Genomic DNA, 14,750 nt, shown 5'->3' on the forward strand with positions numbered 1-14,750 from the left:
CCGCAGGGCTCGTTACAAGTTGATTTGCAACAATGCAACATGGCGTTGCCGCTCCGGTGCATCAAAAACAGACACGGCCGTAGTGTCGTTGCCGCAGCCGTGTCGCGCCAGGCTCAAGCGCCTGCGAGGGCTTTCTTCACCTGGGCCGACACCGCCGTCATGTCGGCACGGCCAGCCAGTTTCGGTTTCAGGATGCCCATCACCTTACCCATGTCCTGCGGACCGGCGGCGCCCGATGCGGCAACCGCGGCGGCCACTTCGGCGGCGACTTCCTCATCCGACAGGCCGGCCGGCATGTATGCCGTCAGCACGGCCAACTCGGACTTTTCCTTATCAGCCAGATCCTGGCGGCCACCACTTTCGAACTGGGTGATCGAATCCTTGCGCTGCTTGATCATCTTTTCGACGACAGCCAGCACCTGCGCATCGTTCAGCTCGACCCGTTCGTCCACTTCCTTGCGCTTGATCTCGGCGATCAAGAGACGGATGGTCGAGAGGCGCTCGCTGTCCTTGGCGCGCATGGCGGCTTTCATGTCGTCGGTGATTTGGTCTTTCAAGCTCATGGAGACTCCATTCGATGGGGGCAAAAGGCAAAACCCGCTGCGGCACAACCGGAGCGGGCTTCGTCGGATTCAGGCCTTGCAAAGCCGGGACTGGCAATCGGCCGTCACCGGATCAGGCGTGAATGTAAATCAGTACAGCTTCTTCGGCAGTTGCTGGCTGCGGATGCGCTTGTAGTGACGCTTCACGGCAGCGGCCAGCTTGCGCTTGCGCTCTGCAGTCGGCTTCTCGTAGAACTCGCGTGCGCGCAGTTCCGTCAGCAGACCGGTTTTTTCGATAGTGCGCTTGAAGCGACGCATAGCGACTTCGAACGGCTCGTTTTCTTTAAGGCGGATAGTGGTCATGTAAAAATGAAACCGTTGGATTTAGGGAAGAACGAAATTCTAACAGCTTTTCAAGCTCTGTGCGATGTTTTTCATCAGTGTGCAAAGTTGCCACATCGCAGCGGTTTCACTCGATCGCCCCGCCCGCCGCGACGCCGGAAGCCCATGCCCACTGGAAGTTATAGCCGCCGAGCCAGCCCGTGACGTCGACCGTCTCGCCGATGAAATACAGGCCGGGGACATTGTTCGCCATCATCGTCTGCTGCGACAGTTCGCGCGTATCGACGCCGCCCAGCGTCACCTCCGCCTTCTTATAACCTTCCGATCCGGTCGGCACGATGGCCCAGCGGTTGATCGCATCGCCCAGCTTGCGCAATTTCGCATCTGCCATGTCCGGCAAGCGCGCATCCAGCGCGAAACCGTTACCGAGCAAGAGACCTTCTGCAAGGCGGGTAGGCAGCCACTGCGACAAGACATTTCCCAACTGCTTTTTGATCGTCGTCTTCATACCGATCAGTTCTTCCGCCACGTCGATCTCCGGCAGCAGATTCAACAGGATGGCCGTGCCCGGCTGCCAGTAGCTGGAAATCTGCAGGATGGCCGGGCCGGACAGGCCGCGGTGCGTGAACAATAAATCTTCCCGGAAATAGCCGTACTTTGCATTCTTGCCCTTTTTCGACCCCGTCTCGACGTCGACTTCGAGCGCGATGCCGGCCAGCGGCACGAACGGTTGCCAGCTGGGGCCGTCAAAGGTCAGGGGCACGAGACCAGGGCGCGTCTCGACGATCTTGATATCGAAGTGCTTCGCGATGCGGTAGCCCAGGTCGGTGGCGCCGATCTTCGGGATCGACAGGCCGCCCGTTGCGACCACGACATTGGCGGCGAGGATGGGTTCACCGTCCGTGTCGATGCGGAACCCATCCGCATGCTTCGAGACCCCGGCCACCTTGCACGGCATGCGCCACTGCACGCCGCCCGCGTCGCATTCGGCCTTGAGCATGGCGATGATCTGTTCGGACGAGTCGTCGCAGAACAGCTGGCCGCGGTGCTTTTCGTGGTACGCGATGCGGTGTTTCTTGACGAGCGCGAGGAAATCCTGGGGCGTGTAGCGCGACAAGGCGCTGCGGCAGAAATGCGGATTCTCGGACAGGAAATTCTGCGGGCCGGCGTTGATGTTGGTGAAGTTGCAGCGGCCGCCGCCCGAGATGCGGATTTTTTCGGCCAGCTTGCCGGCGTGGTCGACCAGCAGGACGCGCTTGCCGCGCTGGGCCGCGGTGGCGGCGCACATCATGCCGGCCGCGCCGGCGCCGATGATCGCCACGTCGTAGTGTTTTGCCATGCCTCTTCCGTGAATGCTGCGCGCAAAAGGCGTGATTGTACGGGAAGGAAGGCGGATCAGACAGCCGTACGTAAAGCCCGCGCCACCTGCACGCACTGCGCCACCTGCGCCGCGATCGGCGGCGGCACGGGCTGTTCGCCGCGCAGCGCGCGCGCGATCCAGTCGGCGGTGGCGGCCGCGTCGCGGCCTTCCGGCGCGGGCGCCAGCGCGTCGGCCGGGGCGTCGCGCTCGATCAGCAGGGTCTTTTGTCCGGCGTGGAACCAGTTGATTTCCTGGGCGCGGTTCGCGTTCGCCACCGTCTCGCCTTCGGTGCCGCGCATGAGGAAGGCGTCGCCGCGGGCGTGCGGGGCGGCCGTTTCAAAATATTCGGTCAGCATCGCCAGGTATTCCGGATGCGTGTACGACACGAGGCGCAGCGCCGGGCCCTCGAACGGCTGCAGGATCTTGACGAGGGTGTGCGTGGAATTGCGCACGCCGAGGATGCGGCGCAGCGACAGCTGGTGCGCCAGCTCCGGCGCCAGCCGCTCGATCGGCATGAAGCACGGTCTTTGGTCCGCAAAAACGTCCAGCATGTCGGCCGTGGAGCCGACGGGGCCGATGCCCATCTCGGCGAAGATCTCGGCCGTCGTCACGCGGCCCGGATCTTCCTGGACGCCGTGCACCAGCACCGGCACGCCCTCGCGCGCGAGCAGCAGCGCCAGCAGCGGCGTCAGGTTGGCCAGCTTGCGCGCCCCGTTATAGCTGGGGATCAGCACGGGCGCGAAGTCGCCGGGCGGCGCGGGCAGCGGCGCGAACGACGCTTCGGCCGCGTCCATGAAGCCGGCGATTTCCTCGACGGATTCGCCCTTGATGCGCATCGCGAGCAGGATGCCGCCCAGTTCCAGGTCGGACACGCGCCCGTCGAGCATGGCGGCGTAGAGCAGCTTGGCGTCCTCGCGCGACATGCTGCGCGCGCCTTTCACGCCGCGGCCGATCTCCTTGATGAAGCGGGCGGCCGGGAAGGATGCGGGGTTCTGGGGTGCGTGATTGGTATCCATCGCGACAGCATACCATCCCCTCGCGGATGCGAGTTTTTTGAGCAAGAGGGTGCAGGATGCGCGATTTCAGGCTAGACTCATTGATCCCTCAGGAACAAACACGAATGCCATGCTGATCACGCCCGATATCGAAAATACCAACGTCACCTCGTTCGCGACCATGCCGACGCCCAGCGAACTGCATAAAAAGCTGCCGCTGACGGACAAGGCCTTCACCACCGTGATGAAGGGCCGCGAGACCCTGCGCAACATCCTCGACCGCAAGGACAAGCGCCTGTTCGTCGTCGTCGGCCCCTGCTCGATCCACGATCCGGTCGCGGGCCTCGACTATGCGCGCCGCCTGAAGGCGCTGCAGGCCGAGGTGCAGGACACGATGGTGCTGGTGATGCGGGTGTATTTCGAAAAGCCGCGCACGACCACCGGCTGGAAGGGCTATATCAACGATCCGTTCATGGACGACTCGTTCCGCGTCGACGTCGGCATGGAACGCGCGCGCCAGTTCCTGCTCGACGTGTGCGAGCTGGGCCTGCCGACCGCCACCGAGGCGCTCGATCCGATTTCTCCGCAATACCTGGGCGACCTGATCGCCTGGACCGCGATCGGCGCGCGCACGACGGAATCGCAGACGCACCGCGAGATGTCGTCCGGCCTGTCGACGCCCGTCGGCTTCAAGAACGGCACCGACGGCGACGTCAGCATCGCCGTCAACGCCGTGCTGTCGTCGTCCAGCCCGCACTCCTTCCTGGGCATCAACGACCAGGGCAGCGTGTCGATCGTGCGCACCCGCGGCAACGCCTACGGCCACGTCGTGCTGCGCGGCGGCGGCGGGCGTCCGAACTACGATTCCGTGTCCGTCGCGATCGCCGAACAGGCCCTCACGAAGGCCGGCCTGCCCGCGAACCTCGTCGTCGACTGCTCGCACGCGAACAGCTACAAGAAGCCGGAACTGCAGCCGCTCGTCATGTCGGACGTGATCCAGCAGATCAAGCACGGCAACCGGTCGCTCGTCGGCGTGATGATCGAATCGAACATCGTCAGCGGCAGCCAGCCGATTCCGAGCGACCTGTCGCAGCTGAAATACGGCTGCTCCGTCACCGACGGCTGCATCGGCTGGGACGACACCGAAGCCATGCTGCGCAGCGCGCACAAGGAATTGCTGCAGCGGGCGTAACGTCCGGCGCCGCGCAGGCGGTTCGCATCTTCCTCCGGACGCGTGGACGGCGCACGGGCCGCCGCGGCATCGCTGCCGCGGCGCAGCCGGCTGCGCGCCCCGAACCACCCTACGGTACAATGGCGGATTGCGCGGCGCCCTGGGCGCCCATCTTGTCTTCCTCATACTGTTCCTGCTTGCCCATGATTGTCCTCGGCGTCGAATCCTCCTGCGATGAAACCGGCCTGGCTCTGTACGACACGGAGCGCGGCCTGCTGGCCCACGCACTGCACTCGCAGGTCGCGATGCACGAGGAGTACGGCGGCGTCGTGCCGGAACTGGCGTCGCGCGACCATATCCGGCGCGCGCTGCCGCTGCTGGAACAGGTGCTCGCGCAGGCCGACCTGCCGATGGAGCGCATCGACGCCATCGCCTACACGCAGGGTCCGGGCCTCGCCGGCGCGCTGCTGGTCGGATCGTCCGTCGCGTGCAGCCTGGCGCTCGCGCTCGATAAGCCCGTGCTGGGCGTGCACCACCTCGAAGGTCACCTGCTGTCGCCGCTGCTCGCGAGCGAGCGGCCGGAATTCCCGTTCGTCGCCCTGCTCGTCTCCGGCGGCCACACGCAGCTGATGCGCGTCGATGGCGTCGGCCGCTACACGCTGCTGGGCGAGACCCTGGACGACGCCGCCGGCGAAGCGTTCGACAAGTCGGCCAAGCTGCTGGGCCTTGGCTATCCGGGCGGCCCGGCCATTTCGCGCCTGGCGGAATTCGGCGATCCGGAAGCGTATAAATTGCCGCGTCCGATGCTGCACTCGAAGGATTTCAATTTCAGCTTCTCGGGACTGAAGACGGCCGTGCTGACGGTCGTGAAGAACAACGCGGCGGACGTGGCCAACGTCTGCGAGCAGGACAAGGCCAACATCGCGCGCGGGTTCGTCGATGCCATCGTCGACGTGCTGACCGCCAAATGCGTGCTGGCGCTGAAGCACACGGGCCTCAAGCGCCTCGTGATCGCGGGCGGCGTGGGCGCGAACCGCCAGTTGCGCGCATCGCTGAACGCGGCGGCGGCGAAGAAGCGGTTCAAGGTCTATTACCCGGAACTGGAATTCTGCACCGACAACGGCGCGATGATCGCGTTCGCGGGCGCGCTGCGGCTGGAGCGCAATCCGGAAGCGGCGCAGCGCGATTACGCGTTCAACGTGCGCCCGCGCTGGCCGCTGGACGAGATCGAGCCGGCCTGATTTTCGCCGACCTGACCGTCAGGCCGCTTCCTTCGCCGGCCTTGCCTGCCGGTGATACAGGAACTCCAGCACCCTCGTCCGATACTCGTTGTAGAGCGCATCGTGCGCCAGCGCGACGCGCTCGCGCGGGCGCGCCAGACGCACGTCCACGATCTCGCCGATGGTCGCGGCCGGGCCGTTGGTCATCATCACGATGCGGTCCGACAGCAGCACCGCCTCGTCCACGTCGTGCGTGACCATCACGACCGTGGAGCCGGTCTGGGCGACGATGCGCAGCAGTTCGTTCTGCAGGTGGGCGCGGGTCAGCGCGTCCAGGGCGCCGAACGGTTCGTCCATCAGCAGCACCTTCGGCTCCATCGACAGCGCGCGCGCGATGCCGACCCGTTGCTTCATGCCGCCCGAGATCTCGCTGGGCCGCTTCTGCGCCGCGTGCGTCAGCCCCACGAGCGCCAGCGCATCGGTCGTGCGCGCACGCAGCTTGTCCTTCGGTTCGCGGTCGCCGAACACGCGCTCGACGGCCAGGTAGACGTTCTCGAAACAGGTCAGCCAGGGCAGCAGCGAATGGTTCTGGAACACCACCGCACGCTCCGGCGACGGTCCGGCGATCTCGCGGCCGGCGCAGATCAGGACGCCCTCGGTGGCACGCGTCAGGCCCGCCAGCAGGTTCAGCAAGGTCGACTTGCCGCAGCCCGAGTGGCCGATCAAGGTGATGAACTCGCCGCGCGCCACCTTCAGGTTGACGTCGGCAAGGGCGTGGAACGAGCCCTTGCGGGTGTCGAACAACATCTCGACCTGCTGCACTTCGATGAATTTCGGCTCGCTCATATCAACTCCCGGATTCTTCGTAGGTGACGGCGCGGGCCAACGCGACCAGCGCCTGTTCCAGCACCAGCCCGACCACGCCGATGACGACGATGGCGATGATGATGTGGGGGACGTTCAGGTTGTTCCACTCGTCCCAGACCCAGAAGCCGATGCCCACGCCTCCGGTCAGCATTTCGGCGGCGACGATCACCAGCCAGGCCGTGCCGATCGCCAGGCGCACACCGGTCAGCATATAGGGCAGGACCGAGGGCAGCAGGATCGTCGTGAAGATCTTCCACTCCGACAGGTTGAGCACGCGCGCCACGTTCATGTAGTCCTGCGGCACGCGCTGCACGCCGACGGCCGTGTTGATGATCATCGGCCAGATCGAGCAGATGAAGATGGCCCAGATGGCGGCCGGATTGGCGGCCTTGAACACCAGGAGCCCGATCGGCAGCCAGGCCAGCGGCGAGACCGGGCGCAGCAGGCTGACGATGGGATTGCACATGCCGGCCAGGAAGCGCGAGCGCCCGATCAGGAAGCCGAGCGGGATGCCCGCTAGCGCGGCCAGGCCGAAGCCCAGCGCCACCCGCTTGAGCGACGCCAGGATGTTCCAGCCGATGCCCTGGTCGTTCGGCCCGTTGCTGTAGAACGGGTCGGCGAACAGCTTGACGGCCGCATCCCACGTCACAAAGGGCGATGGGAAGTTGCCGTTGCTGGCCGAGACGAGCTGCCACACCAGCACCAGCAGCCCCAGGCCCAGCAGCGGCGGCAGCAGCGCCAGCAACACGGCGCGGCCATTCGGCGCGCGCAGCGCCAGGGCGCGCCAGCCGGGCGCCGCCGGCTTGGCGCGCGCGCCGGATGTCGAATCCACGATTGCGTTCATGATGTCCTCACTATGGTCGATGGATGCACGATCACGCCTTGATCTTGAACGCGGCGGCATAGCCGGCCGGATTCTTCCCGTCCCACACGGTGCCGTCGATGAGCTTTGCGGAACGCATGGGCGACTTCGGCACCTCGGCCTTGGCCATGGCGGCCGCTTCCCGGTACAGGCCGACCTGGTTGACGCTCGAGGCCACGGCCAGGTAGTCGGGATCGGACTTCAGCAGGCCCCAGCGGCGGTGCTGGGTCATGAACCACATGCCGTCCGACAGGTAGGGGAAATTGACCGTGCCGTCGTTGTAGAACTTCATGTAGTTCGGATCGTCCCAGGTCTTGCCCAGGCCGTTCTGGTAGCGGCCCAGGATGCGCTGGTTGATCACGTCCACCGAGGTGTTGACGTACGATTTGTCGGCGATCGTCTCGGCCATTTTCACCTTGTTGGACATGCTCGCGTCGATCCACCGGCTCGCCTCCAGCACCGCGGCCACGAGGGCGCGCGCCGTGTTCGGATACTTCCTGACCCACTCGAGCGAGGTGCCGAGGGTCTTTTCCGGATGGTCCTTCCAGATCTCCTGGGTCGTCGCGGCGGTGATGCCGACGCCGTCGGCGATGGCGCGGTGGTTCCACGGCTCGCCCACGCAGAAGCCGTCCATATTCCCGACCCGCATGTTCGCCACCATCTGCGGCGGCGGCACGGTGATCACCTTCGCATCCCTCATCGGATTGATCCCGTAGCTGGCCAGCCAGTAGTACAGCCACATCGCATGGGTGCCGGTCGGGAAGGTCTGCGCGAAGCTGTAGTCGCGCTTGTCCGTGCTCATCACCTTGGCCAACGACGGGCCGTCCACCGCATGGGCGTCGGCCAGCTTCTTCGACAGGGTGATGGCCTGGCCGTTGTGGTTCAGGTTCATCAGCACCGCCATGTCCTTCTTCGGGCCGCCGATGCCCATCTGTACGCCGTAGATGAGGCCATACAGCACATGGGCGGCATCCAGTTCGCCGTTGACCAGCTTGTCGCGCACACTGGCCCAGGACGATTCCTTGCTGGGCACGATCTTGATGCCGTACTTCTTGTCGAAGCCCAGCACCGACGCCATCACCACGGAAGCGCAGTCGGTCAGGGGGATGAAGCCGACCTTGACTTCCGTTTTCTCGGGTTTGTCGGAACCGGCGGCGAAGACCCCGCCGGAGACGAGTCCGGTGAGCGAGGCCGTGGCGGCCAGCAGGCGGCGGCGGGTCTGATTGGTTGTATCGGTCATGTTGGTCCTTGTAGACGGCAAACGAAAGAAAGAGACAACGTCGGCGGCGGGCGGAGTGGCCGGCTCCGGCGCCCTCGCAGTCAATACAGCAAGTGCCGTGCCAACACTCGAAACATCGCGCCGGCACCGTGGTTGTGCCGACGCACCAACAAAAACGGGGACGCACACCGATTGCGTGCGGCCGTGCAGGCCGGCGTGCCAGAGCACGGCGCACGCGCGTCCGGAACCGTGCAGCGTGCGTCGGCGTGGCGCATGGGCCTGTCATATCGTTGTCATCTGATCAAGATAGAGTGCGCCCGGTTTACATCACAACATCACAACGGACCCACGATCTTGAAACGCAACCACGTACTGCTCGCGGCCCTTGCCGCCGCCGGCCTGACAGGCTGCGGCGAGCCGTCCACGCCCGCCAACGTCATCCCCGAAGGCACGACCGTCACCCTCGCCCTGCTCGAGACCACCGACATCCACTCGAACGTCCTCGGCTACAACTATTACTCGCTCGCCGACGATGCCACGCTGGGCCTCGACCGCACGTCCACGCTGATCCAGCAGGCGCGCGCCGAGACGCCGAACAATCTGCTGTTCGACGACGGCGACGTCATCCAGGGCACCTTGCTGGCCGACCTGCAGGCCGTCACCTCGCCCGTGAAATGTTCGGACACGCTCGCCGTGCACAAGGCGATGAACGCGCTGAAGTACGACGCGGGCGGCCTGGGCAACCACGAATTCAACTACGGCCTGCCGTTCCTCAGCCAGGTCACGAACACCGACTTCGGCATCCCGGGCGTGACGAAACCGGCCGGCACGTGCGGCGGGCCGAACTTCCCGCTCGTGCTGTCGAACGTGACGGCAGTCGCCACGGGTAAAACGATCTACGAACCGTACCGCATCCTCGCGCGCAACTTCACGGCGACGAAGCCGAACGGCGAGACGATGCCGGTCACCGTCAATGTGGGCGTGATGAGCTTCGTGCCGCCGCAGATCCTCGACTGGGACCAGAAGAACCTGGCCGGCAAGGTGGCCGTCGGCGGCGCCGTCGAAGCGGCGAAACAGTATGTGCCGGAGATGCGCGGCAAAGGCGCGGACCTCGTCGTCGCGCTGTCGCACGGTGGCTTGGACACGAGCACGTACAGCCCGAAGATGGAAAACCAGAGCTATCACCTGAGCACGACCGGCATCGATGCCCTCTTGATCGGCCACTCGCACCTCATCTTCCCGAAGGGGAAAGAAACGGGTGCGCCCGCGCTGGATCCGTCGTTCGCCGCGATTCCCGCCTCGGCCAAGGTCGATGCGGTGGGCGGCTTCGTCAACGGCGTGCCGACCGTGATGGCGCAGAGCTGGGGACGGCGTCTCGGCGTCGTCAAGATGACGCTCGCCTACCAGGGCGGAAAATGGATCGTGCAGCCGGCGAAGACGACCGTCGAATCGCGCGGCTACAAATACAAGGACGGCACCACCCCCGTGACCGCCGACCCGGCCATCGCCGCTGCCGTGCAGACGGAACACCAGGCCACGATCGCCTATGCGAAGCAGCCGCTGGGCGTGTCGACGGACTTCGAGATGTCCTCGTACTTCGCGCTCGCGGGCGACGTATCGGCCATCCAGCTCGTGAACCAGGCGCAGATCGATTACGTGAAGAACGCCATCGCGACGAGCACGGACGCCACCCTCTCGAGCTACAAGACCATCCCCGTGATCTCGTGCAGCGCGCCGTTCAAGGCGGGCCGCAACGGGCCGTCCGACTTCACGGACGTGGCCCCTGGCGCGACGCCCGCGGCGCCGATCGGCCTGCAGGTCCGCAATCCGGGCGACCTTTACCTGTACAGCAACAACAACCTGCAGGCCGTGAAGATCAAGGGATCGGACCTCAAGAACTGGCTGGAGACGGCCGCGAAACAGTTCGCGCGGATCGATCCGGCGGTCACAAGCGAGCAGGACCTCGTCCCGTCGTACGGCACGATCTATAACTACGACGTGTTCTACGCCGAGAACAACGCGCTGCAGTACCAGGTCGACGTCACGAAGCCGGTCGGCAGCCGCGTCGTCAACCTGACGTACCAGGGCAAGCCGGTGGCGGACACGGACGACTTCATCGTGGCCACCAACGACTACCGCGCCGGCGGCGGCGGCAACTTCCCCGGCATCGACGGCAGCAAGACGATCATCAAGTCGCCGGACGCGAACCAGGCCGTCGTCAGCAATTACCTGCAGAAGATCGGCGCGGCGAGCGGCAAAGTCACCCTGGCGGCGAACGGCGGCGCGAAGAGCTGGAGCTTCGTGAAGACCGCGACCGCCGGCCCCGTGATCCTGCGCTCGGCCCCAGGCCATCTCGCGCTGGCGAAGGCGGCGGGCCTCTCCGCCGTCACGGCCGAGGGCGGGCTGGACGCGAGCGGCTTCGCCAAGTACGCGATCGACCTGTCGAAGTAAGCCGGCATGCGTATCCGTATCACTCAAGCGCTGCTGCTCGTCCTCCTCGCCGGCTGCGCACGCGCCCCGCTGCCGGCCGAGATCGAGGCCGTCGCCATGGACGCGTCCCAGCGCGGCGACGCGGCCGCCGAGCAGCGCCTGCGGGCCTGGGCCGACGACGGCCTGGCGGTGGCCGAGCGCGAACTCGCCCTGCTCTACCAGAAGCGTCATCGCGAGGACCAGGCGCGCGCCCTGTTCCTGCGCGCGGCGCGCCAGGGCGATACGGAAAGCGCATGGCAGCTGGGCGAGCTGGAACGCGAGCACACGCAGGACAGCGGCGCGAACGCGCGCGCCGCGCGATGGTACCGCCAGGCGGCGCAGCAGGGTCACGCCAAGGCCGCGCTGGGGCTCGCGCTGCTGCTCAAGAACGGCGACGGCGTCCCGGTCGACAAGGCCGCCGCCGCGCACTGGCTGGCCGTGGCCGCGCAGGCGGGCGATGCGCATGCGATGTTCCTGCTGTCGAACGCGTATGCGGACGGCGACGGCGTGGCGCCTGACCCGCGCCGCGCGCGCGACCTGCTGGAGCGCGCCGCGGACCGCGAGTACCCGGCCGCGATCCAGGAGCTGGCCCTCGTCAAGCAGACGGGCGACGACCTCACGCCCAAGGACGCCGCCGAGGCGGAGCAGTTGCTGAAAGAAGGTGCCGAACACAGGCGCAGCAACGCAAGCCGCTTCTGAAACGCGGCCGTTCCAGACACTGTTCTGGTGAACTTGTTAGCTTGACATCGATCCTACCGTGTGACCGCCATTCTCCAAAGAATGGCAAACTCTGGCAGTTGAGTTTTACGGAGGTATCGAATGCGCGTGGTTAGCTGGAATATTCATTGGGGCTGTGGGAGGGACGGGCGCATCCGCATCCACGCAATCATCGATGTGCTGCGCAAGCTGAATCCCGACGTGATCTGCCTGCAGGAAGTGGCGGCCAACCATCCCGAACTGGAGGGCAGCGCCAGCGCGAGCCAGTTCAAGCAGCTCGCCGGCGCCTTCGGTGGCTACCACATGATCGAGCACGCACCGAGCGAAATCTATCGCAACAATCTGCCTCGGCAGTTCGGCAATATCCTGTTGTCCAAATTCCGCATCACCCAGGCGCAGCGCCACATGCTGCCGTGGCCCGTCGATCCGGAACACCCGGCCGGCATGCCGCGCGGGATGATCGAGACCGTGCTGGAAGCGCCCGGCGGCAAGCTGCGCCTGCTGACGACCCACCTCGAATATTACTCGCCGGTACAGCGCGGGGCGCAGGTGCGCCGCATCCGCGAACTGCACGAGGAGGCCTGCGCCAGGGCCGCCGTCTACCAGCCCGAGCCCGATCTCGAGCCGCCGTTCCAGCTCGGTTTCCGGCCCGGCACGGCCATCTACTGCGGCGACTTCAATTTCGGACCGGACTCGGAAGACTACCGGGCCATGCTGGCGCCCGCGCCGGCCGGCTCGCTGGCCTTGCTGGATGCCTGGCGGGTGCGCCACGGCGACATGGCGCGCGCACCGACGGCCGGCCTGCACGGCTTCAAGTGGCCGGAAAAGCCCGACTGCTACGATTATTTTTTCGTCACCGAGGACTTGGCCGGACGCGTCGCCGACGTCTCCGTGCAGTCCGAGACGTCGGCCTCGGACCACCAGCCCATCGTGCTCGACCTGAGCTGAACCGGCGGCCTTTACGCGGCCGGTTCCTCGTCCTGCTCGAGTTCCTCGTCCTGCTGCGCGATCTGGCGCAGCGCCTGCTCGAACACCTCGGGCGGCTGGCCACCCGAGATCAGGTGGCGCTGGTTGATCACGATGGCGGGCACCGAGCGGATGCCGGCACGCTGCCAGTAGTACTCGAGCTGGCGCACCTCGTCGGCGTACGCGTTCGATTCCAGCACCTGGCGCGCGGCCTCCACGTCGAGGCCGACCTCGCCCGCCGCGCGCAGCAGCACGTCGTGCGCGCCCGGGTTGTCGCCTTGCGTGAAATACACCTCGAACAGCTTTTCCTTCAGTGCCTGCTGGCGGCCCTGGCCTTCCGCCCAGTGCAGCAGGCGGTGCGCGTCGAAGGTGTTGTAGATGCGGCCGCGCTTGCTCATATCGAACGTGAAGCCGACGGCCTCGCCGCGTTGGCGGATCATCTCGCGCGATTGTTCCTGCTGGGCCGGCGTTGAGCCGTATTTCTCGGTGATGTGCTCGAAGATATCCTGGCCCTCGGGCCCCATGCCGGGGTTCAGCTCGAAGGGCTGGAAGTGCATGTCGACCGTAATTTCATCGGACACCCGGTCCAGCGCCTGCTCGAGCGATTTCAGACCGATCGCACACCACGGGCACGACACATCCGACACGAAATCGATTCTCATCTGCTTATTCACGTTTCACCGCCTTCCAATTGTTTTCACTAACGCCGATGGCATATGGTGACACATCGAACGAAAGGGAGCAGCGCGCCAAACAAATTCGGCAAATCGACAATCCGGGGTCAGACCCCGGTTTTGGGCTATTTCTTTCGAGGCGCTGCTTTGGCCGCTGCGGCCGCCTTGGACTTGCTGCCGATCCGGGATTCCTTGCCGGCCAGGAGATTGCTGATGTTGCTGCTATGGCGGTACAGCAGCAGCAGGCTCATCGCGATAACGGCGAACAGTTTTTCGTCGGCGCCGAACAAAAGGCCGTAGTAGAACGGCGCGAAGATCGCGGCCACCAGCGCGGCCAGCGACGAGTAGCGGAACGCGTAGGCGACGACGAGCCACGTCACCAACGTCGCCAGGCCGAGCCAGACGTTCAGGCCCAGCAGCACACCCAGCGCGGTCGCCACGCCCTTGCCGCCGACGAAGCGGAAGAACACGGGCCACAGGTGGCCCAGGAAGACCGCGATGGCCACGAGAGCCACGCCGCCATCCTCGACGCCGAACCGCTCGCCGAAATGGATCGCGAGCCACACGGCCAGCCAGCCCTTGGCGCAGTCGCCGACGAGGGTCGCGATGGCCGCCTTCTTGCTGCCCGAACGCAGGACGTTGGTGGCGCCCGGGTTCTTCGACCCGTAGGTGCGTGGATCGGCCAGGCCGAACAGGCGGCTCGCCACGACGGCGAAGGAAATCGAGCCGATCAGGTAGGCTGCGATGGTGAACAGAATTGTGTACATGAGTCTCTTTTCTTCATCCCCGGCCAGGAATCTGGCGCGCGTGAAATATACACCATCGGCCGAGGCCGGCGATAGTCGGGCGATCAGTCCGCCAGCGCGCAGTGCACGGGCCGGGCTTTCAGTACGTCGACGAGCACGCCGGGCGCGATACCGACGAGGAAGCCGCGCCGTCCGCCATTGATATAGATCTTGTCCAGCTGCAGGATGCTTTCCTCGACATAGACCGGCATCGCCTTGCGCACGCCGAACGGCGACGTGCCGCCGACCAGGTAGCCGGAATGGCGCTGGGCGACGTCCGGCTTGCACGGTTCGACGGATTTGCAAGGAATCACGCGCGCCAGGTTCTTCGTCGAGACCTTGCAGTCGCCATGCATCAGCACGATCAACGGCTTGGCCGCCTCGTCCTGCATCACGAGGGTTTTCACGACGGCGTGTTCCTCCACGCCCAGTTCGCGCGCCGACACGGCCGTGCCGCCATGCTCCTCGTACTCGTAAGGGTGCTCCGAGAACGCGACCCCATGCTTGCGCAGGAACTGTGTTGCCGGGGTTTCGGAGATATGCTCTTTCTTGGCCATGCGT

General features: G+C 65.6%; 15 protein-coding genes. 5 read left to right on the top strand and 10 right to left on the bottom strand.

Features of this window, described 5'->3' with window-relative positions:
- Positions 1-113: 113 nt before the first annotated feature.
- The 4 genes from BVG12_RS15650 to ybiB all read right to left on the bottom strand — a co-directional run bounded on the left by BVG12_RS15650 (position 114) and on the right by ybiB (position 3,260).
- Positions 114-563: a GatB/YqeY domain-containing protein gene (locus BVG12_RS15650; protein WP_075793210.1), complete on the bottom strand. Its 450-nt coding sequence runs from the start codon at positions 561-563 to the stop codon at positions 114-116.
- Positions 564-692: 129 nt separating this feature from the next.
- Complete coding sequence (gene rpsU / locus BVG12_RS15655) at positions 693-905, bottom strand: 30S ribosomal protein S21 (protein ID WP_005665410.1); 213 nt, start codon at positions 903-905, stop codon at positions 693-695.
- 106 nt (positions 906-1,011) lie between these two features.
- Positions 1,012-2,223 carry a BaiN/RdsA family NAD(P)/FAD-dependent oxidoreductase gene (locus BVG12_RS15660; protein ID WP_075793211.1) on the bottom strand — a complete coding sequence of 404 codons (1,212 nt, stop codon included), beginning with the start codon at positions 2,221-2,223 and terminating at the stop codon, positions 1,012-1,014.
- 56 nt (positions 2,224-2,279) lie between these two features.
- Positions 2,280-3,260 (bottom strand): DNA-binding protein YbiB, encoded by a 981-nt coding sequence (ybiB, locus tag BVG12_RS15665; RefSeq protein ID WP_075793212.1) that lies wholly within the window; start codon positions 3,258-3,260, stop codon positions 2,280-2,282.
- Positions 3,261-3,372: 112 nt separating this feature from the next.
- On the opposite strand from ybiB, the gene BVG12_RS15670 reads away from it, so the two are divergent.
- Both BVG12_RS15670 and tsaD read left to right on the top strand, forming a co-directional pair.
- The gene (locus BVG12_RS15670) at positions 3,373-4,431 is read left to right on the top strand and encodes a 3-deoxy-7-phosphoheptulonate synthase (protein WP_075796389.1); all 1,059 of its coding nucleotides are present in this window, start codon (positions 3,373-3,375) and stop codon (positions 4,429-4,431) included.
- Positions 4,432-4,613: 182 nt separating this feature from the next.
- Positions 4,614-5,651 (top strand): tRNA (adenosine(37)-N6)-threonylcarbamoyltransferase complex transferase subunit TsaD, encoded by a 1,038-nt coding sequence (gene tsaD / locus BVG12_RS15675; protein ID WP_075793213.1) that lies wholly within the window; start codon positions 4,614-4,616, stop codon positions 5,649-5,651.
- 18 nt (positions 5,652-5,669) lie between these two features.
- Here tsaD and BVG12_RS15680 read toward each other — a convergent pair whose 3' ends face one another.
- From BVG12_RS15680 to BVG12_RS15690, 3 genes are read right to left on the bottom strand one after another with little or no spacing between them, the layout of a single operon-like run.
- A complete protein-coding gene (locus BVG12_RS15680; RefSeq protein WP_075793214.1) occupies positions 5,670-6,476 on the bottom strand; it encodes an ABC transporter ATP-binding protein in 807 nt (268 codons plus the stop codon).
- A gap of 1 nt (position 6,477) precedes the next feature.
- Positions 6,478-7,341 (bottom strand): nitrate ABC transporter permease, encoded by an 864-nt coding sequence (gene ntrB / locus BVG12_RS15685; RefSeq protein WP_075793215.1) that lies wholly within the window; start codon positions 7,339-7,341, stop codon positions 6,478-6,480.
- A 31-nt stretch (positions 7,342-7,372) separates the two neighbouring features.
- A complete protein-coding gene (locus BVG12_RS15690; protein WP_075793216.1) occupies positions 7,373-8,599 on the bottom strand; it encodes a CmpA/NrtA family ABC transporter substrate-binding protein in 1,227 nt (408 codons plus the stop codon).
- Positions 8,600-8,932: 333 nt separating this feature from the next.
- Here BVG12_RS15690 and BVG12_RS15695 point away from each other — a divergent pair, with 333 nt between their 5' ends.
- From BVG12_RS15695 to BVG12_RS15705, 3 genes are all read left to right on the top strand, one after another.
- The gene (locus BVG12_RS15695) at positions 8,933-11,029 is read left to right on the top strand and encodes a bifunctional 2',3'-cyclic-nucleotide 2'-phosphodiesterase/3'-nucleotidase (protein WP_075793217.1); all 2,097 of its coding nucleotides are present in this window, start codon (positions 8,933-8,935) and stop codon (positions 11,027-11,029) included.
- 6 nt (positions 11,030-11,035) lie between these two features.
- Positions 11,036-11,746 (top strand): tetratricopeptide repeat protein, encoded by a 711-nt coding sequence (locus BVG12_RS15700; RefSeq protein WP_075793218.1) that lies wholly within the window; start codon positions 11,036-11,038, stop codon positions 11,744-11,746.
- A 120-nt stretch (positions 11,747-11,866) separates the two neighbouring features.
- Positions 11,867-12,712 carry an endonuclease/exonuclease/phosphatase family protein gene (locus tag BVG12_RS15705; RefSeq protein WP_075793219.1) on the top strand — a complete coding sequence of 282 codons (846 nt, stop codon included), beginning with the start codon at positions 11,867-11,869 and terminating at the stop codon, positions 12,710-12,712.
- An 11-nt stretch (positions 12,713-12,723) separates the two neighbouring features.
- Here the strand turns inward: BVG12_RS15705 and BVG12_RS15710 are convergent, their stop codons facing one another.
- The 3 genes from BVG12_RS15710 to ybaK all read right to left on the bottom strand — a co-directional run bounded on the left by BVG12_RS15710 (position 12,724) and on the right by ybaK (position 14,746).
- Positions 12,724-13,392: a DsbA family oxidoreductase gene (locus BVG12_RS15710; protein ID WP_075793220.1), complete on the bottom strand. Its 669-nt coding sequence runs from the start codon at positions 13,390-13,392 to the stop codon at positions 12,724-12,726.
- Between the two features lie 137 nt (positions 13,393-13,529).
- Complete coding sequence (gene plsY / locus BVG12_RS15715; RefSeq protein ID WP_075793221.1) at positions 13,530-14,171, bottom strand: glycerol-3-phosphate 1-O-acyltransferase PlsY; 642 nt, start codon at positions 14,169-14,171, stop codon at positions 13,530-13,532.
- Positions 14,172-14,254: 83 nt separating this feature from the next.
- A complete protein-coding gene (gene ybaK / locus BVG12_RS15720) occupies positions 14,255-14,746 on the bottom strand; it encodes a Cys-tRNA(Pro) deacylase (protein WP_075793222.1) in 492 nt (163 codons plus the stop codon).
- Positions 14,747-14,750: the final 4 nt, after the last annotated feature.

Source organism: Massilia putida, assembly GCF_001941825.1.
GTDB lineage: Bacteria > Pseudomonadota > Gammaproteobacteria > Burkholderiales > Burkholderiaceae_D > Telluria > Telluria putida.

What these genes read in the sequence shown, in the direction of transcription:
- BVG12_RS15660 (WP_075793211.1), bottom strand. Translation starts at nt 2,223, where the DNA reads ATGGCAAAACACTACGACGTGGCGATCATCGGCGCCGGCGCGGCCGGC.
- ybiB (WP_075793212.1), bottom strand. Translation starts at nt 3,260, where the DNA reads ATGGATACCAATCACGCACCCCAGAACCCCGCATCCTTCCCGGCCGCC.
- rpsU (WP_005665410.1), bottom strand. Translation starts at nt 905, where the DNA reads ATGACCACTATCCGCCTTAAAGAAAACGAGCCGTTCGAAGTCGCTATG.
- BVG12_RS15680 (WP_075793214.1), bottom strand. Translation starts at nt 6,476, where the DNA reads ATGAGCGAGCCGAAATTCATCGAAGTGCAGCAGGTCGAGATGTTGTTC.
- BVG12_RS15710 (WP_075793220.1), bottom strand. Translation starts at nt 13,392, where the DNA reads ATGAGAATCGATTTCGTGTCGGATGTGTCGTGCCCGTGGTGTGCGATC.
- tsaD (WP_075793213.1), top strand. Translation starts at nt 4,614, where the DNA reads ATGATTGTCCTCGGCGTCGAATCCTCCTGCGATGAAACCGGCCTGGCT.
- BVG12_RS15650 (WP_075793210.1), bottom strand. Translation starts at nt 563, where the DNA reads ATGAGCTTGAAAGACCAAATCACCGACGACATGAAAGCCGCCATGCGC.
- plsY (WP_075793221.1), bottom strand. Translation starts at nt 14,171, where the DNA reads ATGTACACAATTCTGTTCACCATCGCAGCCTACCTGATCGGCTCGATT.
- ntrB (WP_075793215.1), bottom strand. Translation starts at nt 7,341, where the DNA reads ATGAACGCAATCGTGGATTCGACATCCGGCGCGCGCGCCAAGCCGGCG.
- BVG12_RS15700 (WP_075793218.1), top strand. Translation starts at nt 11,036, where the DNA reads ATGCGTATCCGTATCACTCAAGCGCTGCTGCTCGTCCTCCTCGCCGGC.
- BVG12_RS15690 (WP_075793216.1), bottom strand. Translation starts at nt 8,599, where the DNA reads ATGACCGATACAACCAATCAGACCCGCCGCCGCCTGCTGGCCGCCACG.
- ybaK (WP_075793222.1), bottom strand. Translation starts at nt 14,746, where the DNA reads ATGGCCAAGAAAGAGCATATCTCCGAAACCCCGGCAACACAGTTCCTG.
- BVG12_RS15705 (WP_075793219.1), top strand. Translation starts at nt 11,867, where the DNA reads ATGCGCGTGGTTAGCTGGAATATTCATTGGGGCTGTGGGAGGGACGGG.